Below are 21,292 nucleotides of genomic sequence, written 5' to 3' on the forward strand. Positions count from 1 at the left end.
CGGCGCCTCCTCAGCTATCCCGCTGGCCGCGCGCGTGTGCCGCTCGCCGCCTCATCAAGGCCACACCGCCCAGTGCGCTTCCCGTCACCATCGCCGTGCCCGCGCCGAGAAGCCCCAGTCCGGAGCCCTCCCCTGGAGCCTCACCCGTCTGCGCCCCGCCGCTGGGCGTGATGAGCACCTGCGGCGTGGTGGGGGTGGGCCTGGTGGGGGTGACGGTGGCGGTCACGGTCAGGGTCGGCTTGGGCGTCGATGTGGTCGTGCTGGTGGTGGTGCTGGTCGTCCCCGACTGCTGGCCGTTCTGACCGCCGTTCCCACTCGGGGTGACCGTAGGCGTAGGCGTGGGGGTGATCGTGGGGGTGACAGTGGGAGTGAAGGTGGGGGTGACGGTGGGGTCCGGGGTCTGGGAGATCGTCGGGCTGGGCGGAGGGGACTCACCCGGCTCGGAGATGGTGACGTTCACCGAGACCGGCGCGCTGACGAGCGAGCACGTGGCCCGGTAGTCGGCCGGCGGGTTCGCCAGCTCCCTCGTGATCACCCGGAAGGCGTCGACCTGGGCGAACTTCCCGGCCTCCAGGTTCGTGACCTGGATGGTGTGCTCGCCGTACCTGAGGCCGTTGAACCTCCACAGCGTGAGCCCGCCCCGGTGCGCGGCGTTCGTATCCGTGCCGTCGGGGTTCTTCGAGGCGTCGATGGAGGACGGCGTGGCGTCCTGGCCGTCGATTTTGAAGCCGACCTGCCCCGCCTCCGTGCTGCGCCGGGCGATGTACTCGATCCCGGTGCCGGTGAACGTGAAGGTGGCGAAGGAGTTCACCTTGTCCGTGCGGTGCAGGTCACGACCGTAGTCGCCGATGCTCTGCGCCTGGTCGTTCAGCTCGTACCAGTCGGTCGCCGCGTGGTAACTCACCTGCGGGTCGTCGTTGTTGACCATGACCTCACCGGCCGGGGGCATGAAGTCCACGAACAGCTTCCGGGGGCTGACCTTGAGCGTGCCCGCCCGGTCGGTGTGGGCGAAGTCGGAGATCCCGTCGGGGAGCCTCAGCACCTTGCCCGGCTGCAGCTTGCCGGGCTGGTCGATGAGGCCCTTCGGCTGGAGGACACCGGTCCAGCTCCCGGAGAGCTGCACGTTCCCGGTGACCAGGACCTTGCCCCCGGGACCGAAGTAACCCGGTGAGCCGAACCTGGCCGGGTCGCCGTTCTTGTAGTTGAGGGCCCAGCCGATGTTGAGCGGCTCCCCGACCGTGAGCGTCGTGGGAATCGACACCTTCGTCCGGAGGTTCACCACGCTGCTTCCCAGGGCGATCCCCCCGGTACAGCTGTAGTCGACCACGAGTTCGGCGTTGCTGGCACCGGACGCACCGGTGGGCAGCACGACCACAGCACCGCCGAGAAGGCACAGGGCCGAAACCGCGAGAGACCTACGGAGCCCAGATCGCCACCGAACCACCACACACTCCGATCACGAAGGCTGCCGCGACGGGCATACCCATAGCACACCGAGGGTAGATCGTACGGTTTCCACCATCTTCGGCGCAGCGAGATCACGGGTGGATCCGAAGACCGTGGCGCACTTGTGATCTGGACGTACCTCCGCATACCTCGGCACGTCGTACTAACGGCACGAGACCGGCTGTACCTGGTAGTAACAGAATCGTATTCTGTGTACACGAGCCGGCGCGAGTCGTCACGAGTCCCTGGGAGGCACACTATGCGGCGAGACCTCTTCGAGGAGGAGCACCAGCTCTTCCGGGAGACCGTGCGTGAGTTCCTGGCCCGCGAGGTGGCGCCCCACCACGACCGGTGGGAGAAGGACGGCATCGTCCCCCGCGAGGTGTGGAAGAAGGCCGGAGAGATCGGGATGTTCGGCTTCGGGGTGCCCGAGGAGTTCGGCGGAGCCGGGATCACCGACTTCCGCTACAACGCCGTGATCGTCGAGGAGGTCATGGCGATCGGCGCGACCGGCCTGGGCTACTCGCTGCACAACGACGTGATGGCGCCGTATTTCGTGGACCTCACCAACGACGAGCAGAAGGCCCGCTGGCTGCCCGGGTTCGTCTCCGGCGAGCTGATCACGGCGGTCGCGATGAGCGAGCCCGGCGCGGGCAGCGATCTGCAGGGCATCAGGACGACGGCCGTACGCGACGGCGACCACTACGTGGTCAACGGCCAGAAGACCTTCATCACCAACGGCGTCAACTCGGATCTGGTCGTCGTGGTCGCGAAGACCGACCCGGGCGCGGGTGCCCGGGGGATCTCCCTGCTGGTCGTCGAGCGGGGCATGGAGGGCTTCAGCCGGGGCCGCAACCTGGAGAAGATCGGCATGCACGCCCAGGACACGGCGGAGCTGTTCTTCGACAACGTCAGGGTCCCCGCGGCCAACCTGCTGGGCCCCGAGGACGGACAGGGCTTCTTCCAGCTCATGGCGAACCTGCCGCAGGAACGCCTGTCGATCGCGGTGATGGCGGTGGCGGCGGCGGAGACGGTCCTGCGGACGACCATCGAGTACTGCAAGAGCCGCACGGCCTTCGGCAGGAACCTCGGCAGCTTCCAGAACACCCGGTTCGTCCTGGCCGAGCTGGACACCGAGGTGGACATCGCCCGCCTCTACGTGGACAGGTGCATCCTTGCCCTCAACGCCAAGGAGCTCACCGCCGTGGACGCCGCCAAGGCGAAGTGGTGGACCACGGAGCTGCAGACCAAGGTCATCGACCGCTGTCTCCAGCTGCACGGCGGCTACGGCTACATGATGGAGTACCCCGTGGCCAAGGCCTGGATCGACAGCCGCGTCCAGACCATCTACGGCGGCACCACCGAGATCATGAAGGAGATCATCGGCCGCTCCTTCGGCTTCTGAGCCCGACCTCGGCTGCTGAGCTCGACCCTCTTCTGAGCCCGACCTTCCACAACTCCTGGACCGGCCTTCCGAGCTTCCGAGACCGGTCTTCCAAAACTTCCGGGACCGGTCTCCTCCGACCGGCCTCCGGCACACCGCACGGAGAACCGCCGTCCGCGCCCCGCGAGACGGCGGTTCCCCGTGATCGGCCGAGGCCCTCACCCCTCGGTGATGTCCTCGACCTGGGTGGCCACCCCGTCCTTGATCGTCACCTTGGCGAACAGGGTGCCGCCCTTCTTGATCGCCGTCTGCAACTGCTCCATCGAGCAGCTGTACGGGGCCTCGCCCTCCTCGCAGACCAGCCCTCGTGCGTCGCGCACGACCGTGTACGGCAGCAGGAGGGCCTTCACCTGCTCGTCGCTCCCGGAGGTCACGGTGATCCCGTCCACCCCGCGCAGGGCGATCTGCCCCCTTATCGTGGCGTCCACGTCCCGGCTCCCGGGAATGCTCACGGACGGCGACGCCGTGACGAGGGCGTCGACGTCCACCGACGCGGAGGGCGTGGGGGTTGGGGAGAGCGTGGCGGAGGCCACGGGGGACGGGGTGGCGGAGGCGGTCACGGTCACGGTGGCCGTGGCGGTCGCCGACGCGCCGGACGCTCCGGGCGCGCCACTTCCGCCCGAACATGCGGAGAGACCTGCGGCCAGAGCTGCCACCAGCAGGGCACGCGTTACCTTCGATGTCCTGTTCACGAAAGGTACGATCCCATGGGTTGGGGATTGCCTTTACCAACCGCGCGAACGCCCTCGGCGACGCATACTGGTCAGCGGAGACTCCCCGAGGTGGTGACGATGGACAGCGGGCTGATTCTGCTGATCTTCCTGGCGTTCCTGTTCGCCTGGGGCCTGAACCGGGTGCGGCGCGCCTTCCGGCTCGGCCCGGTCGCGTACGTCGGCGTCATGGTCGTGTTCGTCATCGCGATGCTCGCCATCTGGGGACAGACCGTCCGCTGACCCCCGTCGGCCCCGGACGTTCCGACACCGGGCACGGCGCCCCGGGCGCGCCCGCCCACCGAGACTTACCGGGACGCCCTCAGCAGCACCCCGGCCACCAGCTCGGGATCGTCGGTCATCGGCAGGTGCCCGCAGCCCCGGAGCAGCTTCACCCGCTGCCCCGACCATCTGGCCGCGCGGATGGCCTGCCGTCGCGGGAGCAGCCGGTCGTGCTCACCCCAGGCGATCGTGACCGGTGCCTTCGGCGGCGCGGGGGGCATCAGCCCCGCGAACGAGGCGAGGGTCTCGTCGAAACCCGAGGCGTCCCCGAGCGCCTGGAGGGCGGCGAGCAGCGCCTCGGGCGAGAGCCTTCCCGGATGGGCGACCATGACACCGGCGCACAGGACGCGGCCCAGCGGATCCTCCGCGAGGGCGGCGGCCCGTCCGGGGGGAAGGTGGCGGGCGGAGGCCCTGGTGGCGCGGAGGACGGCTCGTGCGTACGCGAGCTCGCTGCGGTTCCAGAACCCGACGGGAGAGAGCGCGGTGGCCGACCGGACCACCCCGCGCGAGGCCAGTTCGAGGGCGACGTAGCCGCCCAGGGAGCTGCCCGCCACGTGGGGGTCGCGCAGGCCGAGCACCCCGAAGAAGGACTCGATCGCGTCCGCCAGGCTCTCGGCCGTGTACGGCGTGCCGGACGGCAGCGGCGGTGAGATGCCGAAACCGGGGAAATCGACGGCGATCACGTCTCGCTCGGCGGCGAGACGGTCGAGCACCGGCAGCCATGCCTGCCAGTGATGCCCGACGCCGTGCAGCAGGACCAGGGGAGAGCCTGTCCCGCGCCGTTCGAACGCCAACTCCATGCCCCGAGTCAACCACCGATCGGGGACGCGTTCCAGCTCTGCCGGGGACGGCTCAGCGTGACCTGGTGGGGATCTCGAACCAGACGGCCTTGCCCTCCTTGGTGGGGCGGGAACCCCAGCGCCTGGCGAGCTGGTCGACGAGGTAGAGGCCCCGTCCGCCCTCGTCGTTCTCCCCCGCGCTGCGGATGCGCGGCAGCCGGAGGTCCTGGTCGAAGACCTCGACCCAGACCGACTCCCGGCCCCGGCGGAGCCTGAGCGTGAACTCCTTCTCGTTGACGATCTCGTCCTCGAAGCCGGGGACGTCCCAGGACTCGTCGAACGGCAGCGGAGGGCCGTCCATCGTCAGCTCCCTGCGCGGGATGCTGGCGGTGGCGGCGTGCAGCACGACGTTGGTGACGACCTCGGAGACCAGCAGGCAGGCGAGCTCGGCGCGCTCCTCGGGGACGTTCCAGCCGACGAACGCCTCCGAGGCCATCCGGCGCGCCTCCCCGACCATGATCGGCTGAGCGGGGAAGGTGCGCTCCTCGACGGCGAGGTCCTCGGAGGCGGACCTGAGCACGAGGATGGCCATGTCGTCGTCGATCTCACCGGGCACCGCGACGGTGGCGGCGTCGGCGAGGCGCTCGACGGAGGCGTCGCTGCTCTCGATGAGCTTGCCGCAGAGCTGCGCCAGCGTCTCCTCGACGTTGGGCGGCCTGCCGTCGGCGTCGCGGATGGGGCGGCGGTCGACGAGCCCGTCGGTGTAGAGGAGCAGCGCGGCCCCGGGGGGCAGCGTCCGCGTCTCCTCCTTGTAGACCAGGTCGGCGTGCATGCCCTTGGCCCGCACCCCCAGCGGCTGGCCGACCTCGCGGATGTCCAGCTCGGTGCAGGTGTTGCCGATCAGCAGCAGCGGGGGGGCGTGACCGGCGTTGGCGAACGACAGCTGCCGCGACCAGGCGTCGTACACGAGGTACTGGCAGGTGACGATGGGCGGGACGCTGATGTCGGTGCCGCTCTCGTCCTGCTCGGGGGTGGCGATGATGCGCGTCCACTCGTCGAGCCTGGCGAGGATCTCCGCGGGCGGCTTGTCGTCCTGGGCGAAGGCCCGCAGGGCCGCCCGCAGCTGCCCCATCACCGCCGCGGCCTTGGCTCCCCTGCCCTCGACGTCGCCGATGACGATGCCGACCCGGCCCGCCGACAGCGGGATGACGTCGTACCAGTCGCCGCCGACCTGGGTCTGGATGCCCTGCCCGTGGCTGGCCAGGGGGGCGGCCGGGTAGTAGCGGACCGCGATCTCCAGCCCGTCGAGCTGCGGCAGCGCGCGAGGCAGCAGGTGCTTCTGGAAGGACTCCGCGGTGTGCCGCTCCTCCTCGAACAGCAGGGCGTTGTCGACGGCGAGGGCGACCCTGGTGGCGATGGCCCCCACGAAGTCGCGGTCGAAGGCGTCGTAGTGCGGGCTGCGCCGGTCGGTCAGGTTGGACAGCCCCAGGTACATCAGCCCGAGGGTCTCGCCGCGCACGCACAGCGGCGCGACGATGGCCGAGGTCATGCCGATCTCGGCGGCGAGGCGGGTGTTGGCCTCACCCGGGCTGGGATAGTTCGTCTGGGAGAAGTCCTCGACGAGGATCGTCTCCTGGCGGCGCAGCGCGATCTCGGCGTAGTGCCCCACCGGGTAGCGGATCTCCGCCCCGAGCGGCGCCCAGGTGTCGGGCGGCGGGCTCCAGCCCTGGACGTGGGTGGAGACCCTGCGGGTCAGCCGCCCCTCCTCCATCAGCTCGATGAAGCAGTGGTCGGCGAACTGCGGGACGAGCATCTCGGCGACGCGCTTGAGCGTCTCCTCGACGTAGAGCGATCCGGCGAGGCGCTCGCCGATCCGTTCCAGCAGGCCGAAGCGGTCTTTCTCCCGCTCGTTGCTGCGCATCGCCTCGCGGGCGGTGATGACGATGCCCGTCACCGCTCCCGAGGGATGCCGCAGCGGCACGGCCTGTGCCCGTACGTAGATGATCGTCCCGTCCCCGCGCCTGACGTCGAACGTGCCCTCCCAGACGCCGCCCTTGAGGACGTGCTTGGAGAGCTCGACGGCGAGCGGGTGATCCTTCTCCATGATGCCCAGGGAGAGGGACTGGTCGCGGGGCCCCGAGGTGCCGGGGCGTCCGAACAGCCTTTCCGCGAAGGGATTCCAGTAGAGAAGGTTGCTGAATCTGTCGGTGACCACCACCGCCATCTCGGCATGCTCCAGGACGGAACCAGCCGTAAGGTGATCAGCGGCGTCCTGGGAAACATCCCCCCACCGCTTCATCCGGTGACCGCCCCTCGTGGGCGGGTATGTGCAAAGCGAACCACGGTTGCTCCTGCAGTCTCGGCCTGGGAGCGGAGGGACTCCCGAACGGGATCCAACCGAGCTAAGGGGCCTCGGTCAGCGTGTGGAGACGAAAACGTGCGCGGCAATCTCTCGCGGGAGATCCGCAAGAAAATTGTCCGCCTCGTCGTCACCTGTCACCCGCACACCGTCGTCGCTCGCCGCGAGCGTCACCTCGCGTCCGGGTTGTATCCCAACTTGCTTGAGTTTAAGCATCACAGCCGGATCGCTTTGCACTTGTTCGCTAATTCGACGCACGACAACGGGTATATCTCTGGGTCCGGCCATCGCGGCCATCGACGGCAGCGACTCCAGCCCCACGGCGGGAGGGCCGACGACGCCGAGTTCTTCCAGGCCGGGGATCGGATTGCCGTGCGGATCCTCCGTGGGATTGTTGAGCAGGCTGACGAGCCTGGCCTCCACGGATTCGGACATCACGTGCTCCCAGCGGCACGCCTCGATGTGCACCTCCTCCCAGGGCAGGCCGATCACCTGGGTGAGCAGGCACTCGGCGAGGCGGTGCTTGCGCATGACGCGGGTCGCGAGGGTGCGCCCCAGGTCGGTCATGGTCAGGTGGCGGTCGCCCTCGACGCGGACCAGGCCGTCGCGCTCCATCCGGGCGACCGTCTGGCTGACGGTGGGACCGCTCTGCTGGAGGCGCTCGGCGATGCGGGCGCGCAGGGGGACGATGCCCTCCTCCTCCAGCTCGAAGATCGTACGAAGGTACATCTCCGTCGTGTCGATCAGGCCATGTGCGGTCAAGGTTCCTCCCGTCCTCTCTCGATGCTACGTCCATCGCGCGGTGCTCCCGGGAGGGCGGCGCGGGACCTCGGAAGTCTGAGAAGACGACCCTATTGGGAGAACAGCCCACGATGACAAAGGACGGCAACACCGGAGGGCGCCAAATCCTTCCCTAGCTGCTCAAACGCTACGCGCGAGCGGGCGATATTTTCTGAAGGCCGGGACGGCCAGCCCCACCGCGACCACGGCCACCGCGCAGGCGAGCCCGCCGCCCACCCAGGCCCACGTGGCGCCGAACCACGAGGCGGTGCCCCCGGCCCGCAGATCCCCCAGCCGGGGACCTCCCGCGACCACCACCATGAAGACCCCCTGCATCCTCCCGCGCATGTCGTCGGGCGCGTGGGTCTGCAGGATCGTCTGCCGCCACACCGCGGAGACCAGGTCGGCGGCCCCGCCGAACGCGAGCAGGGCGACCATCAGCCACAGCTGGTCGGCGAGCCCGGCCGCGGCGACGGTGAGCCCCCACGCGGCGATCACGTACGTGAGCGCCAGTCCCTGGCGCCGGACCCGGCCCACCCAGCCCGACAGCACGCCGCCGAGCACCGAGCCGATGGCGATGCTGGCCGACAGCCAGCCGAACGCGACCAGGGAGCCGCCGAACCGTTCGTCCACGATCTCCGGGAACAGCGCCCTGGGCAGCGCGAACGCCATGGCGATGAGATCGACGACGAACGACATCAGCACGACCGGGTGCCCGGAGACGTAGCGCAGGCCGTCCACGACCGATCGCAGTCCCGGGCGGGTCACCTCGCCGATCGGTTCGAGCCTCGGCAGCCTCACCGCGGCGTAGAAACCGGCGCCGAACAGCAGCGCGTCGATCAGGTAGGCGGCGGCGAAGCCGCTCTGGGCGAGCACGATCCCGCCGAGCAGGGGGCCGATGACGGTGCCGAGGCCGCCCACCAGGAAGTTGAGGGTGTTGGCCGCGGGGATCAGGTCGGCGGGGACCAGCCTGGGGATGATCGCGCCCCTGGTCGGCCCGGTGATCGCGAACCCGGTGGCGTGGACGGCCACGGTGGCCAGCAGCAGGCCGACGCTCGTCGAGCCCAGGGCGGCCTGGACCAGGAGCGCGAGCGTCCCCGCCCAGGCGATCAGCGCGCCGACCAGCAGGAGCCTGCGCCGGTCGACCGCGTCGGCGATCGCGCCGCCCCAGAGCCCGAAGACGATCAGGGGGATGAGGTTGGCCGGGCCGAGCATGCCGACCCAGAAGGACGACTTCGTGACGTCGTAGATCTGGGCGCTGACGGCCACGGAGGTGAGCTGGAAGCCGATGAACGACACGCCCTGACCGGCCCAGAGCCGCCGGTACGCGGGGATGGCGAGCGGACGCGTGTCAGCCGTGTGCCTACGAACGAAATCCCCGAAACCCACCCTCAACCTCTCTACCTGACATACATGGATATACCAGTAAATAAAGGGCAGGTTGTCAGGGGGCGAGCCGTTCGATGATCCAGGTGGCGCCGGAGCGCCGGTAACGGAGGCGGTCATGCATACGGTCGGTGCGCCCCTGCCAGAACTCCACCTCGGACGGCACCACGCGCAGCCCGCCCCAGAAATCGGGGATCGGCGGGTCCTCGGGCCAGCGCTCCGCCAGCTCCGCGTACCGGGCGTCCAGCTCGTCCCTGGAGTGCACGACCGCCGACTGCCGCGACGCCCACGCGCCGATCCGCGACCCGTAGGGCCGGGACCTGAAGTAGGCGGCCGACTCCTCGCGCGGCAACCGCACCACCGACCCCTCCACCCGCACCTGACGGCGGATGGAGTGCCAGGGGAACAGCAGGGCGGCACGCGGGTTCTCCGCCATGTCCCGTCCCTTGCGCGACTCGTAGTTGGTGTAGAAGACGAACCCGTTCTCGTCGTAACCCTTGAGCAGAACCGTCCTGGCCGTCGGCCGCCCGCCCGCCGAGGCGGTCGCCAGCACGGTCGCGTTCGGCTCGGGAAGCCCGGCGTCCACGGCGTCGCCGAACCAGAGGGCGAACTGCGAGAAGGGGTCGGGGGCGAGGTCTGCCTCGATCAGGGGCAGCCCCTGGTACGTGCGGCGAAGGCCCGCCATCGAAGGCGGTCGCGAGGTGGCATCCACGGGAAGGTATTCTCGCGTGCCGAGCAGGAAGCCCGTGCGGCGCCCCCCACCTGGGGCGATCGCGTTCCGGCGGGTCCGGCGGCACACCGCCTCGACCCAGGGGGTTGAATATGACCCGCCGGTATCTCGACATCAAGGCTTTGACTTCAAGAAAGGGAGGCAGCCGAGAATGTCCGACTTCAAACCCGGGCTCGAAGGCGTTGTAGCTTTCGAGACGGAGATCGCGGAACCGGACAAAGAAGGGGGCGCCCTTCGTTACCGGGGCGTCGACATTGAAGAGCTGGTCGGCCGCGTCTCTTTCGGACACGTGTGGGGCCTGCTCGTCGACAACAAGTTCCAGCCGGGCCTGTCCCCGGCCGAGCCCTACCCCATTCCTGTCCATTCCGGTGACATCCGCGTCGACGTGCAGAGCGCGCTGGCCATGCTGGCCCCCGCGTACGGCTTCAGGCCGCTGCTCGACATCGACGACGCGCAGGCCCGCGCCGACCTGGCCCAGGCCAGTGTGACCGCCCTGAGTTTCGTCGCGCAGTCCTCGCGCGGCCTGGGCAAGCCGATGGTCCCCCAGAGCGAGGTCGACAAGGGCGAGAGCATCGTCGAGCGGTTCATGATCCGCTGGCAGGGCGATCCCGATCCCAAGCACGTCAAGGCCATCGACGCCTACTGGACGTCCGCCGCCGAGCACGGCATGAACGCCTCCACCTTCACCGCCCGCGTCATCGCCTCCACCGGAGCCGACGTCGCCGCGGCGCTGAGCGGTGCGGTCGGCGCCATGTCCGGGCCGCTCCACGGCGGTGCGCCCGCGCGCGTGCTGCACATGATCGAGGGCGTCGAGCAGGTCGGCGACGCCAGGAAGTACGTCCAGTCGGAGCTCGACAAGGGGCAGCGCCTCATGGGCTTCGGTCACCGCGTCTACCGTGCCGAGGACCCCCGGGCACGCGTGCTCCGCCGTACCGCCAAGGAGCTCGACGCACCGCGTTACGAGGTCGCCGCGGCGCTGGAGAAGGCCGCGCTGGAAGAGCTGCACGCCCGCAAGCCCGACCGGGTGCTCGCCACCAACGTGGAGTACTGGGCGGCGGTCATCCTCGACTTCGCCAAGGTCCCCTCCTCCATGTTCACCTCGATGTTCACCTGCGCCCGTACCGCGGGCTGGGCCGCCCACATCCTGGAGCAGAAGCGCACGGGCAGGCTCGTCCGCCCCAGCGCCGACTACGTGGGTCCGCCCCAGCGTTCGGTCCAGGACGTCCCCGGAGCCACCGAGGTCGTCCACCCCTTCTGAACTCCCCCTCCCGTACGGCTGTCGCGCGGCGTCTCGCGCGGCAGCCGTTGCCGGTTCCGGCCCCTTCCACGTCCCGGATCACCCCGCCCTGCCCGCGTGACCACCCCGCCCCGACCAAAACCCCGCCACGGCTCGTCTCAAAATCCGGACCCCGTCCTGGATCGATCGCCGGGCTCAGTAGGCTGGTCAGGTGGCTGACATCGTGATTCCCTCTGACATCAAGCCCGCCGACGGCCGTTTCGGCTGCGGGCCCTCGAAGGTGCGCCCCGAGCAGCTCTCGGCTCTCGCGGCCTCCGGCTCCGGTTTCCTGGGCACCTCTCACCGCCAGAAGCCGGTCAAGTCGTTGGTCGGACGCGTCCGCGCGGGGCTTTCCGAGCTGTTCTCCCTCCCGGAGGGGTACGAGGTCGTCCTGGGCAACGGCGGCACCACCGCGTTCTGGGACATCGCCGCCTTCGGGCTGATCCGCGAGCGGTCCCAGCACCTGCACTTCGGTGAGTTCTCCTCCAAGTTCGCCTCCGTGGCGGCCAAGGCCCCGTGGCTGGGCGACCCGACCGTGATCAAGTCGGAGGTCGGCAGCCACCCCGAGGCCCGGCTGGAGGAGGGCGTCGACGTCTACGCCCTCACCCACAACGAGACCTCGACCGGCGTCGCGATGCCGATCAGGCGCGTGGGCGGGGAGGACTCGCTCGTGCTGGTCGACGCCACCTCCGGCGCCGGCGGCCTGCCCGTCGAGGCGAGCGAGTTCGACGTCTACTACTTCGCGCCGCAGAAGAGCTTCGCCTCCGACGGCGGCCTCTGGATCTCCCTGATGTCCCCGGCGGCACTGGCCAGGGTCGACGAGATCGCCTCCAGCGGGCGCTACGTCCCCGAGTTCTTCAGCCTCCCGGTGGCGATCGACAACTCCTCCAAGGACCAGACGTACAACACCCCGGCGGTCGCCACGCTCTTCCTGCTCGCCGAGCAGATCGAGTGGATGAACGGCAACGGCGGCCTGGCCTGGACGACCGCCCGCACGGCCGACTCGGCCCAGCGCCTCTACACCTGGGCGGAGAAGACCTCCTACACCACCCCGTTCGCGGCTCCGGAGTTCCGCTCCAACGTGGTCGGCACGATCGACTTCTCCGACGACGTCGACGCCGCCGCGATCGCCAAGGTCCTGCGGGCCAACGGCATCGTCGACACCGAGCCGTACCGCAAGCTCGGCCGCAACCAGCTGCGCGTCGCGATGTTCCCCTCCATCGACCCCGACGACGTCGAGGCCCTGACCACCTGCGTCGACTACGTCGTCGAGCGCCTGTAGTCCCCTCCGGGAGCCGGGCCGGCCGTCCTCGCCCGACCGGCGGCGACGGCCGCCCCGGCTCCCGCTCCCGTCCCGGAAGCCGGATTCCCGGCTCCCGGGGCGGGAGCTAGGGCAGCGTGCTCGGGGTCCCGTTCGGCTCCGGGGTGTGCGCCCGCTCCCCCGCGCGCCGCGCCAGCTCGTGCAGCAGGCGCAGGGCGTCGTCCGGATCCACCCCCTCCGCGAACCGCGAGAGTACGGGGGCCCGGTCGGGACTCCCCTCCAGGGCCGCGAGCATCAGCCCGGCCACGTGTTCGTCCCGTGAGCGGCTGGCGGTGTAGCGAAAGGCGTTGCGTGCGGGCGCCCTCTCCAGCAGGCCCTTCCTGACGAGGCGCTCGGCGACGGTCTGCACGGTGGTGTAGGCCAGGCTCCGTTCGGCGTCCTGATTCAGCATGTCCTGCACCTGGCGAACCAGCAGTGGCTGCTTGCAGCCCCACAGCACGTCCATGATCGCGCGTTCCAGGGATCCCAGGTTCACCCGCGGCCACCTTTCGAGGGTCGCGCCCGGCTGTGATGGCCCTGGAACATGTACGGGCACGCGGCCAGGCAGGTTCACACATGAAATTTTGTCACATTGTCACTTAAATTAACCGATGCATCCATAGCTAATGAATTCCGGCAGGATCTTCTGCTGCGCGATCGCGGGAGAAAATCCCGCGGAATGCGGCCGACGCGAACTCTCCGGTACCGGGTTCGGCCGTTCGGCACGCCGGTCGCGTCATCCGGGCATCCGCTGTCCCCCGCCAACGGAGGAGACCCCGGATCGGCCCTGTCGCCCCTGGAGGCCGCGAGCCGCCCGGTCCGGCTTCCGGGGATTCCCGAGGTGCTATGAAGCGCCATATAGCGCCCACAGCCCCGTACAGCACCCTTTCTCCGGTGAAGCCCCATGAGTCAGACGACGACCGGCCCTTCGGAGCGGCGAAGACCCCGCGTCGGCGGACGACGGGGTCTCGACGGGCGAGGGCCGTACGGGCGGAACCCGGCGGGTCCGGCCCGGCGCACGGAATTCAATGGGCGAAATGGGCGAAATACGAGAATTCAGCGAACGGGCGGGCCCCGATGTCCGGAGGTCAGTAGGCGGGGGCGACGGCCCGGCGGCGCCTGCGGCGCACCACCCAGGCCGCGATGACGCCGCCGACCAGACCGAACAGGTGCCCCTGCCAGGAGATGCCCGCCTCACCGGGGAGTACGCCCCAGATGATCGAGTAGTAGGCGATCGCCACACCGACACCGATCACGATGTCGAGGGCGCGACGGTCGAACAGGCCGCGGGCGACGACGAAGCCGAAGTAACCGAAGACCAGGCCGCTGGCGCCGACCGTGATGGCCGTCGGCGAGCTGGTGAACCAGACGCCCAGGCCGCTGACCAGGACGATGATCAGGCTGGCCGCCAGGAACCGGCCGATCCCGCGCAGCGCGGCGAGGAAGCCGAGGATCAGCAGCGGCAGCGAGTTGGCCATCAGATGACCGAATCCGGCGTGCAGGAAGGGCGCGAGGAAGATGCCGCCCAGGCCGTCGGGATCCCAGGACCGGATGCCGTAGACGTCGAACTCCCCCGGCAGGACGTAGTCGGCGACCTCGATCACCCACATGGCACCGACCATGAGAACGTTGATGATGGCGGCGCCCAGCGCGCCGGCGGCCAGATTTCCCGCCCTGCGCTTCAGGAGGTCGCTGGAGGATCGGCCGGTGGGGGTCATCCCGGTCGCGTGGTCGTTCATGCACTCTCCTGGCCTTGGAGCGGCGGCGTGAATACGCAAGTGCCCTCGTCGCACTTGCCCACACCTTTACCGTATGCACTCCTTGCCGTGAATGCGCCGGGTGCGATCCCTGGGATCGCACCCGGCGCGCGAATTTCTTCCGGTTTCTTCCGGTCCCCGGGGGCTACTCGCCCTTCCAGCGGGGGGCGCGCTTCTCGGCGAAGGCCGCCGCCCCCTCCATGGCGTCCTTGGAGGCGAACACCGGACTGATGATCTCCCCCTGCCTCGTGAACATCTCGTCGCGGCTCCAGTCCGCCGACTCGACGATCACGCGCTTGGTCGCGGCGAGCGCCAGCGGGGCGTTGGCGGCGATCCTCTTCGCGAGCTCGACGGCCGTGGCCAGCGCCTCGCCCGCGGGCGTGACGTGGTTGACCAGGCCGAGTTCGTACAGCCGGGAGGCGGGGAAGTGGTCGCCGGTCAGGGCGATCTCCATGGCGATGTGGTACGGGATGCGCCTCGGCAGCCGCATCACGCCGCCCGCCCCGGCGACCAGCCCCCGCTTGGGCTCGGGGAGCCCGAACACGGCGTCCTCGGAGGCGATGATGATGTCGCAGGTCAGCGCCAGCTCGCAGCCCCCGGCCAGGGCGTACCCCTCGACGGCGGCGATGAGCGGCTTCTTCGGCGGCGCCTCGGCGACGCCGCCGAACCCCCGGCCCTCCACGACCGGGAAGTCCCCGGTCAGGAACCCCTTCAGGTCCATGCCCGAGCAGAACGTGCCGCCGGAGCCGGTGAGGACGTAGGCCGCCACGTCCCCGCGCTCCTCCAGCTCGTCCAGCGCGGCGGCGATGCCCCGGGCGACCGCGCCGTTCACGGCGTTCCTGGCCTTGGGGCGATTGATCGTGATGACGGCCACGCCGCCGTCGACGTCGACCAGAACCTCGTCAGACACCGGGTGACTCCTACTTGGGCTGGAAGCGGATACCGCCGTCGAAACGGATCGTCTCGGCGTTCATGTAGTCGTTCTCGATCAGCGAGCGGACCAGGTGGGCGAACTCGGCGGCCAGCCCCATGCGCTTGGGGAAGACCACCGGGGCCACGAGCTTGGCCTTGAACTCCTCGGCGTTGGCCGCGAAACCGTAGATCGGGGTGTCGATGATGCCGGGGCAGATGGTGTTGACGCGCACGCCGATGGCGGCGAGGTCACGCGCGGCCGGGACGGTCATGCCGACGATGCCGCCCTTGGACGCCGAGTAGGCGACCTGGCCGGTCTGCCCCTCCAGCGCCGCCACCGAGGCGGTGTTGATCACTACGCCGCGCTGGCCGTCCTCGTCGACCGGCTCCGTCTTCGCGATCGCCGCGGCGCCGATGCGCATGAGGTTGAACGTGCCGATCAGGTTGACCTCGATGACCTTGCGGTACGAGGCCAGGTCGTGGGGCGAGCCGTCACGGCCCACGGTCCTGCTGGCCCAGCCGATGCCCGCGCTGTTCACCACGACGCGCAGCGGCCTGCCGGTCGCCACGGCCGCGTCCACGGCCGCCTGCACCTGCTCCTCGTCCGACACGTCGGCCTTGACGAAGACGCCGCCGAGCTCGTCGGCCAGTGACTTGCCGCGCTCCTCGTTGAGGTCGGCGATGACGACGGTGGCGCCGTGCGCGGCGAGGTCGCGGGCCGTGGCCTCGCCGAGGCCACTGGCACCGCCCGAGATGATTGCTGCTGCTCCGTTCAGGTCCATGAGCGGACTTTAACGCGCGGACCGAATGAAGTTCTACTCAGGGCGGGGTAAAAGTCGCCGACGCTAGATCTCCCCGACGGCGCTGCTCACGTCGGGATAGACCTTGATCCGCCGGTCGAGCCCCGTCGTGCGGAGGATCCGGGCCACCGGCGCCTGGGGGGCCGCCAGGGAGACCCCGCCCCCCTCGCCCGTGGCGAGCCGCCACGCCTCGATCAGCACGGAAAGGCCGCTGGAGTCCATGAAGGACAGGGCGGTGAGATCGAGAACCAGCCGCGAGCCGTCCAGCTTGATCGCGTCGCGGACCTCGTCTCGCAGGAAGGGAGCGGTGAACAGGTCGAGCTCACCCTCGACAGCCACCACCACGGCGTCCCCGACGGCGCGGCGAGCCAGCCGTAGCTTCATCAGTCCTCCTCGCGCCCGAAGGGCAGACCCACTTTACTTTGCTGTCACTCCATGTGAGGTCATGCGCGATTGTTCACAGGAAGTTCGCGCCCCGCGCGCCACGCGCCCCTCGGGGTCCGGGACCCCGGAACCGGAGGCCCGACATCGGGAGGCGGCGTCGGGGAGCGGTGTCAGGAGACGGTGTCAGGGGGCGGCGAAACCGTACGGCAGTTCGAGCCGGTGCGCGGCGAGAAGGCTCGCGTCGGCGAGGAGCTCGCGGGTCGGCCCGTCGGCGGCGATGACGCCCCCGGAGAGGATGAGCGAGCGTTCGCACAGCTCCAGCGCGTACGGCAGGTCGTGGGTGACCATCAGGACGGTCACGTCGAGCCCCCTGAGGATCTCGGCGAGCTCGCGCCGGGAGGCCGGATCCAGGTTGGAGGAGGGCTCGTCGAGCACCAGGATCTCCGGCTCCATCGCCAGCACCGTCGCCACCGCGACCCTGCGGCGCTGACCGAAGGACAGGTGGTGCGGCGGCCGGTCGATCGTCTCCAGCATGCCCACGCGCTCCAGCGCGTCCCTGACCCGCCGCTCCAGTTCCTCGCCCGCGACCCCCATGTTGGCCGGGCCGAAGGCCACGTCCTCGCGGACGGTCGGCATGAAGAGCTGGTCGTCGGGGTCCTGGAAGACGAGCCCGACCCGCCTGCGGATCTCCTTGAGCGAGCCCTTGCCGACCGGCAGCCCCGCCACGGCCACCGTGCCGTGCCCGGCGGTCAGGATGCCGTTGAGGTGCATCACCAGCGTGGTCTTGCCCGCGCCGTTCGGACCGAGCAGCGCGACCCGCTCACCGCGCTCCACCCGGAGGTCCACGCCGAACAGCGCCTGCGTGCCGTCCGGGTACGCGTACGCCAGGCGGCTCACCTCCAGCGAGGGCGGCGGAGGCGGCGGGGACGAGGCCGGAACGGGCCGTGAGGACGACGAGGACGACACGGTCACGCGAACCCCCAGCTCCCGAGCAGCACGGCGAGCGCCGCACCCGGCAACATACCGGCGGCGAGCCACTGCCGCGAGGCGGCGGAGAGGTCCTGGATGACCGGCATCGAGCCGGTGTAGCCCCGGCTGAGCATCGCCAGGTGCACCCGCTCGCCCCGCTCGTACGAGCGGATGAACAGCGCCCCCGCGGACCTGGCGATCACCGGGATGTGCCGCACGTCCCTGGCCACGAACCCGCGCGACTCCCTCGCCACCCGCATCCGGCGCATCTCGTCCAGGATCACGTCCATGTAGCGGAGCATGAACATGGCGATCTGCACCAGCAGCGGCGGCAGCCTCAGCCGCTGGGCGCCCAGCAGGATCAGCCTCGGCTCGGTGGTGGCCGCGAGCAGCACACTCGCGACCACGCCCAGGGTCGCCTTGGCCAGGATGTTCCAGGCGGCCCACAGCCCGGCGACGCTGAGCGAGAGCCCCATGAAAGTCACCCTCTCGCCGAGCCCGATGAACGGGATCGCCAGCGCGAACACCACGAACGGGACCTCGACCGCCATCCGCCGCAGCACGAACCCCGCCGGGACGCGGGCGAGGGCCGCCACGGCGGCCAGGAGCACGGCGTACAGCCCGAAGGCCCAGAACCACTCGCGCGGGGTGGCGACCACCACCAGGGCGAACCCGGCCACCGCCACCAGCTTGCACTGGGGCGGCAGCCGGTGCACGAGCGTGTCGCCCGGCCGGTGGAGCTGGTGGTGGTGGCCCGATCCCACTAGACGGAGACCTTCTTGTCGCTGTCGTCGCTGCCGGTGCCGTCCCCGCCGTCACCGCGGCGGCGCACGGCGTAGAACACCCCGCCACCGACGGCGAGGGTCACCCCGACGCCGATCACCCCGGCCACGCCCACCGGGATGCCGCCCACGTCCCCGTAGTCGGCGAGCGGCTGCTCGCCCAGCGAGTGGTCGGTCGCCTGGCCGATGAAGCCCTTGTCCTCGGCGACCGACTCCAGGCCGTCGGGTGAGGAGGAGGCGTAGAAGCTGACGACGCCCGCCAGCAGCGCCGCCACCGCGATCCCGGCGGGCAGGAACCAGCCGGGACGGCGGGCGGCCGGCGCGGAGGACCTCGGGGTCTCGGGGGTGACGGTCACGTCGCCGTCCGCGCCGCGCAGGACCAGCGGCGCGACGAGCTCGCGGGCGCCGTAGACCAGGTCGGGCCGGATCGCCAGCACGGTGCTGACGGTGACCGCGGTGATCAGGCCCTCGCCCACGCCGATGAGCAGATGCACGCCGCCCATCGCCGCGGCGACCGTGCCGATCTCGATGGGCGCGGTGCCGCCGATCCAGAACAGCAGGGTGAACGCGAGCGCCGAGGCGGGCACCGAGACCAGCGCCGCGACGAACGAGGCCGCCACCACCGCACCCCTGTTCCGCACGCTCCGGGTGATCAGGCGGAAGACGCCCCACCCGACCAGCACGGCGACGAGGCCCATCAGCGTGATGTTGACGCCCAGCGCGGTCAGCCCGCCGTCGGCGAAGAAGAACGCCTGCACCAGGAGGACCACGGCCACGCACAACACCGCTGTGTACGGGCCGACGAGTATCGCGGCGAGCGCGCCCCCGAGGAGGTGTCCGCTGGTGCCCGCGGCGACCGGGAAGTTGAGCATCTGGACCGCGAAGATGAAGGCGGCGACCAGGCCGGCCATGGGGGCGGTGCGGTCGTCGAGCTCGCGGCGGGCGCCGCGCAGGCAGACGGCCACCCCGGCGGCGGCCACCACTCCCGCCGACACCGAGACGGCGGCGTTGAAAAAGCCATCGGGTACGTGCACAACAAGCCTCCGAGATGCGGATTTGCCCCTAACTTTAGGCCATGGGCTTGTAGTTGCAAGAAGGTGGCATTAACGCACGATACGTCTGATGAAAGTTCTGGGGCCGAGGGTCCGGACCACTGTGCTGAGCCGCCCCTTCCCCGCCGTGGCGTAGGGCCTGACGCTCCACCGGATCGCGCCGCGCCACCACGTGCGCGGATGCTCGATCACCTCGGGCACCGCCTCGATCCTGAAGCGGGCGGGCGGCCCGCCCAGATCGAGCTCCAGGTAGGCGTCCCAGGTGCCGGGGCCCAGCCGCCCCATCGCCTGGGAGGCCGTGAACCTGCCGCCCTCGCCGACCGTGACCGGCTCGCGCCGCTCCCGGCTCGACTCGCGCTCCCGCCAGACCAGGTAGCGCACCGTGTCCGCCGCGGGGGCCTCCGCGCCCACGCTGACCTCGCCGTCGAGCACCAGCCGGTGCCCGGCCGCCCAGCGGGCGCGCACCAGCCTCGCGCCGCCCGGCACCGCGACCACGTGCCCGCCGATGTCGAGGCTGAGGTTGCCGTACGGGTGGGTGAAGTACGGAAGCGCGACGACGTCGCCGACCACGCGCGGCGCGGGCGGCGCGATCAGCCCCTCCCCGTCGGCGCCCAGGCGCGCGAGCCGGGGGACGCCCTCGAAGGCGACGCTCACGTGGACGTCCCAGATGCCGGAGGACAGGGTGGTGACGTCGACGGTGCCGGTGAACCCCGCGCAGTCGCCGGTCACCGGGACCACGACCTCGTCACAGGGGCCGGGGACGGCGTGCCGGCGCCGCAGCACCAGGGCGAGGTCCCCACCGGTGATCTCCGGACGGTCGTAGCGCTCCAGCGTGCTCAGCGCCACCTTGCCCGAGATCGCCAGCCTCCCCTCCCTTTCCCGTCCCTCTTCCCTTTCCCTTCCCCTGTGCCTTTCCCGCTCCCGCTCCCAGCGGAGGGCGGTGAGCTCCCGGCGGACCGAGGCCGACTCGATGTGCGCCAGCCGCACCAGGCGGTCGATGTCCTGCAGCGCGGCGATCCGGCGCCGGTCGATCGCGGGGAGCCGCTCGCGGACCCCGTCGGTCAGCCACCGCTCGCACATGTCGGTCACCTCGGCGACGATCTCCTTGCGCTGGACCTCCCCGGCGTCCAGGAAGGGCCTGCCGAGGTTGCCGAAGGCGTCCATCCGGAAGTGGCGCCGCAGGAGGTGGTCGCGGAGGTCTCCCGGGCGTACGTGGGTGAGCATCAGCTCGATCGGCCGCTTGATCATCCGCAGCCAGGAGACCGGGTCGCGGCTGCCCGGCCGCTGCATGATGCTGGTGCCGTCCGGCCGGGCGACCAGGTGGTAGCAGTCGTAGTCGGCGACCACCGAGATCACCTCCGCGTGACAGTAGGCGTGGGTGGTGAAGACGACGTCCTCCCCCACCAGGAGCGTCTCGTCGAAACGGATGGCGTGCCGCTCCAGCATCTCCCTGCGGAACAGCTTGAAGCAGCTCAGGCTGTTGTAGACCGCGCTGTCGCCGAGCGGCACCCGCTCGGCGTTCTCCTTGAACATCGAGATCGGCACCTTGCGGTCGTGCCCGACGATCTTCCCGAGCACGATGTCCGAGCCGTTGCGGTCGGCCATCGCGAGCATCCGCTCCAGCGCCTGGGGGCCGAGGTAGTCGTCCGCGTCGCAGAAGAAGACGTATCTGCCACGTGCGTGGGAGAGCCCGACGTTGCGCGGGCGTCCCGCGCCGCCGGACGCCTCCTGCCTGACGACACGGATCACGCCGCGGTGGCAGGAGGCGTACAGGTCGAGCAGCGCGGCACCGCCGTCGGTGGAACCGTCGTCGACGACCACCACCTCCAGGGCGACGCGCTGGATCAGCAGCGAAGTCAGGCATCTGTCGAGATAGGGCCCGCAGTTGTGAAGCGGGACGATCACGGTGACGTCGACGTCGGACCGGATCGCCTCCTCGCTCGTGATGTCGCTGCCGCCCCGCTCCACGCTCGTGATGTCGCAGCCGCCCCGCCCCGTGCGGACTCGCTGGAGGATCGTTACTGTCACCGCCGCGCCCCTCGTCGGTCACTTTCCGCTTATCTAGCGTCTCAGTATGTGACGAAGGGGCACTCGTACGGGGCGAATCCACAGGGTTGCCTCCCCGATCCACCGATGCGAGAGCC

General features: G+C 70.2%; 20 protein-coding genes. 4 read left to right on the forward strand and 16 right to left on the reverse strand.

The window, feature by feature from the left end; all coding sequences use genetic code 11:
- Positions 1–10: 10 nt before the first annotated feature.
- Positions 11–1,369 (reverse strand): hypothetical protein, encoded by a 1,359-nt coding sequence (locus ABD817_RS01010; protein WP_344913890.1) that lies wholly within the window; start codon positions 1,367–1,369, stop codon positions 11–13.
- Positions 1,370–1,705: 336 nt separating this feature from the next.
- Here ABD817_RS01010 and ABD817_RS01015 point away from each other — a divergent pair, with 336 nt between their 5' ends.
- Positions 1,706–2,851, forward strand: coding sequence for an acyl-CoA dehydrogenase family protein (locus tag ABD817_RS01015; protein ID WP_344913893.1), 1,146 nt, complete (start codon positions 1,706–1,708; stop codon positions 2,849–2,851).
- 197 nt (positions 2,852–3,048) lie between these two features.
- Here the strand turns inward: ABD817_RS01015 and ABD817_RS01020 are convergent, their stop codons facing one another.
- Entirely contained in the window at positions 3,049–3,582 is a 534-nt protein-coding gene (locus ABD817_RS01020; protein WP_344913896.1) for a hypothetical protein, read from the reverse strand.
- 99 nt (positions 3,583–3,681) lie between these two features.
- Between ABD817_RS01020 and ABD817_RS01025 the strand changes: the two genes are divergently transcribed.
- Complete coding sequence (locus ABD817_RS01025; RefSeq protein ID WP_329089849.1) at positions 3,682–3,843, forward strand: hypothetical protein; 162 nt, start codon at positions 3,682–3,684, stop codon at positions 3,841–3,843.
- 65 nt (positions 3,844–3,908) lie between these two features.
- Here the strand turns inward: ABD817_RS01025 and ABD817_RS01030 are convergent, their stop codons facing one another.
- The 5 genes from ABD817_RS01030 to pdxH all read right to left on the reverse strand — a co-directional run bounded on the left by ABD817_RS01030 (position 3,909) and on the right by pdxH (position 9,898).
- A complete protein-coding gene (locus ABD817_RS01030) occupies positions 3,909–4,682 on the reverse strand; it encodes an alpha/beta fold hydrolase (RefSeq protein WP_344913900.1) in 774 nt (257 codons plus the stop codon).
- Positions 4,683–4,734: 52 nt separating this feature from the next.
- Positions 4,735–6,960, reverse strand: a complete 2,226-nt coding sequence (locus ABD817_RS01035; protein WP_344913903.1) for an ATP-binding SpoIIE family protein phosphatase — start codon at positions 6,958–6,960, stop codon at positions 4,735–4,737.
- Between the two features lie 117 nt (positions 6,961–7,077).
- Entirely contained in the window at positions 7,078–7,782 is a 705-nt protein-coding gene (locus ABD817_RS01040) for an iron-dependent transcriptional repressor DtxR (RefSeq protein WP_344913906.1), read from the reverse strand.
- A gap of 159 nt (positions 7,783–7,941) precedes the next feature.
- Positions 7,942–9,189: an MFS transporter gene (locus ABD817_RS01045; protein ID WP_344913909.1), complete on the reverse strand. Its 1,248-nt coding sequence runs from the start codon at positions 9,187–9,189 to the stop codon at positions 7,942–7,944.
- A gap of 55 nt (positions 9,190–9,244) precedes the next feature.
- The gene (pdxH, locus tag ABD817_RS01050) at positions 9,245–9,898 is read right to left on the reverse strand and encodes a pyridoxamine 5'-phosphate oxidase (RefSeq protein ID WP_425583216.1); all 654 of its coding nucleotides are present in this window, start codon (positions 9,896–9,898) and stop codon (positions 9,245–9,247) included.
- A gap of 169 nt (positions 9,899–10,067) precedes the next feature.
- Between pdxH and ABD817_RS01055 the strand changes: the two genes are divergently transcribed.
- A complete protein-coding gene (locus tag ABD817_RS01055; RefSeq protein ID WP_344913912.1) occupies positions 10,068–11,174 on the forward strand; it encodes a citrate synthase 2 in 1,107 nt (368 codons plus the stop codon).
- Between the two features lie 190 nt (positions 11,175–11,364).
- Positions 11,365–12,474 (forward strand): phosphoserine transaminase, encoded by a 1,110-nt coding sequence (serC, locus tag ABD817_RS01060; protein ID WP_344913915.1) that lies wholly within the window; start codon positions 11,365–11,367, stop codon positions 12,472–12,474.
- A 106-nt stretch (positions 12,475–12,580) separates the two neighbouring features.
- Here serC and ABD817_RS01065 read toward each other — a convergent pair whose 3' ends face one another.
- From ABD817_RS01065 to ABD817_RS01105, 9 genes are all read right to left on the reverse strand, one after another.
- Entirely contained in the window at positions 12,581–12,988 is a 408-nt protein-coding gene (locus ABD817_RS01065) for a BlaI/MecI/CopY family transcriptional regulator (RefSeq protein ID WP_344913918.1), read from the reverse strand.
- Positions 12,989–13,580: 592 nt separating this feature from the next.
- Positions 13,581–14,231: a rhomboid family intramembrane serine protease gene (locus ABD817_RS01070; RefSeq protein ID WP_344913921.1), complete on the reverse strand. Its 651-nt coding sequence runs from the start codon at positions 14,229–14,231 to the stop codon at positions 13,581–13,583.
- 163 nt (positions 14,232–14,394) lie between these two features.
- On the reverse strand, positions 14,395–15,159 hold the full coding sequence (locus ABD817_RS01075) for a crotonase/enoyl-CoA hydratase family protein (protein WP_344913924.1): 765 nt from the start codon (positions 15,157–15,159) through the stop codon (positions 14,395–14,397).
- Between the two features lie 10 nt (positions 15,160–15,169).
- On the reverse strand, positions 15,170–15,943 hold the full coding sequence (locus tag ABD817_RS01080) for an SDR family NAD(P)-dependent oxidoreductase (RefSeq protein WP_344913927.1): 774 nt from the start codon (positions 15,941–15,943) through the stop codon (positions 15,170–15,172).
- A 63-nt stretch (positions 15,944–16,006) separates the two neighbouring features.
- Positions 16,007–16,345: an STAS domain-containing protein gene (locus tag ABD817_RS01085; protein WP_344913930.1), complete on the reverse strand. Its 339-nt coding sequence runs from the start codon at positions 16,343–16,345 to the stop codon at positions 16,007–16,009.
- 183 nt (positions 16,346–16,528) lie between these two features.
- Positions 16,529–17,311 carry an energy-coupling factor ABC transporter ATP-binding protein gene (locus ABD817_RS01090; RefSeq protein ID WP_344915560.1) on the reverse strand — a complete coding sequence of 261 codons (783 nt, stop codon included), beginning with the start codon at positions 17,309–17,311 and terminating at the stop codon, positions 16,529–16,531.
- 2 nt (positions 17,312–17,313) lie between these two features.
- Positions 17,314–18,078: a cobalt ECF transporter T component CbiQ gene (gene cbiQ, locus ABD817_RS01095; RefSeq protein WP_344913932.1), complete on the reverse strand. Its 765-nt coding sequence runs from the start codon at positions 18,076–18,078 to the stop codon at positions 17,314–17,316.
- On the reverse strand, positions 18,078–19,130 hold the full coding sequence (locus tag ABD817_RS01100) for an energy-coupling factor ABC transporter permease (protein ID WP_344913935.1): 1,053 nt from the start codon (positions 19,128–19,130) through the stop codon (positions 18,078–18,080). Before ABD817_RS01100 ends, cbiQ begins: the two co-directional genes overlap by 1 nt.
- A 69-nt stretch (positions 19,131–19,199) precedes the next feature.
- Entirely contained in the window at positions 19,200–21,176 is a 1,977-nt protein-coding gene (locus tag ABD817_RS01105; RefSeq protein ID WP_344913938.1) for a glycosyltransferase family 2 protein, read from the reverse strand.
- Positions 21,177–21,292: the final 116 nt, after the last annotated feature.

This window comes from Streptosporangium oxazolinicum (assembly GCF_039537505.1).
Lineage (GTDB): Bacteria > Actinomycetota > Actinomycetes > Streptosporangiales > Streptosporangiaceae > Streptosporangium > Streptosporangium oxazolinicum.

Excerpts from the sequence above, each read along its gene's own strand:
- ABD817_RS01015 (WP_344913893.1), top strand. The coding sequence starts at position 1,706 with ATGCGGCGAGACCTCTTCGAGGAGGAGCACCAGCTCTTCCGGGAGACC.
- ABD817_RS01025 (WP_329089849.1), top strand. The coding sequence starts at position 3,682 with ATGGACAGCGGGCTGATTCTGCTGATCTTCCTGGCGTTCCTGTTCGCC.
- ABD817_RS01030 (WP_344913900.1), bottom strand. The coding sequence starts at position 4,682 with ATGGAGTTGGCGTTCGAACGGCGCGGGACAGGCTCTCCCCTGGTCCTG.
- ABD817_RS01035 (WP_344913903.1), bottom strand. The coding sequence starts at position 6,960 with ATGAAGCGGTGGGGGGATGTTTCCCAGGACGCCGCTGATCACCTTACG.
- ABD817_RS01055 (WP_344913912.1), top strand. The coding sequence starts at position 10,068 with ATGTCCGACTTCAAACCCGGGCTCGAAGGCGTTGTAGCTTTCGAGACG.
- ABD817_RS01070 (WP_344913921.1), bottom strand. The coding sequence starts at position 14,231 with ATGAACGACCACGCGACCGGGATGACCCCCACCGGCCGATCCTCCAGC.
- ABD817_RS01080 (WP_344913927.1), bottom strand. The coding sequence starts at position 15,943 with ATGGACCTGAACGGAGCAGCAGCAATCATCTCGGGCGGTGCCAGTGGC.
- ABD817_RS01085 (WP_344913930.1), bottom strand. The coding sequence starts at position 16,345 with ATGAAGCTACGGCTGGCTCGCCGCGCCGTCGGGGACGCCGTGGTGGTG.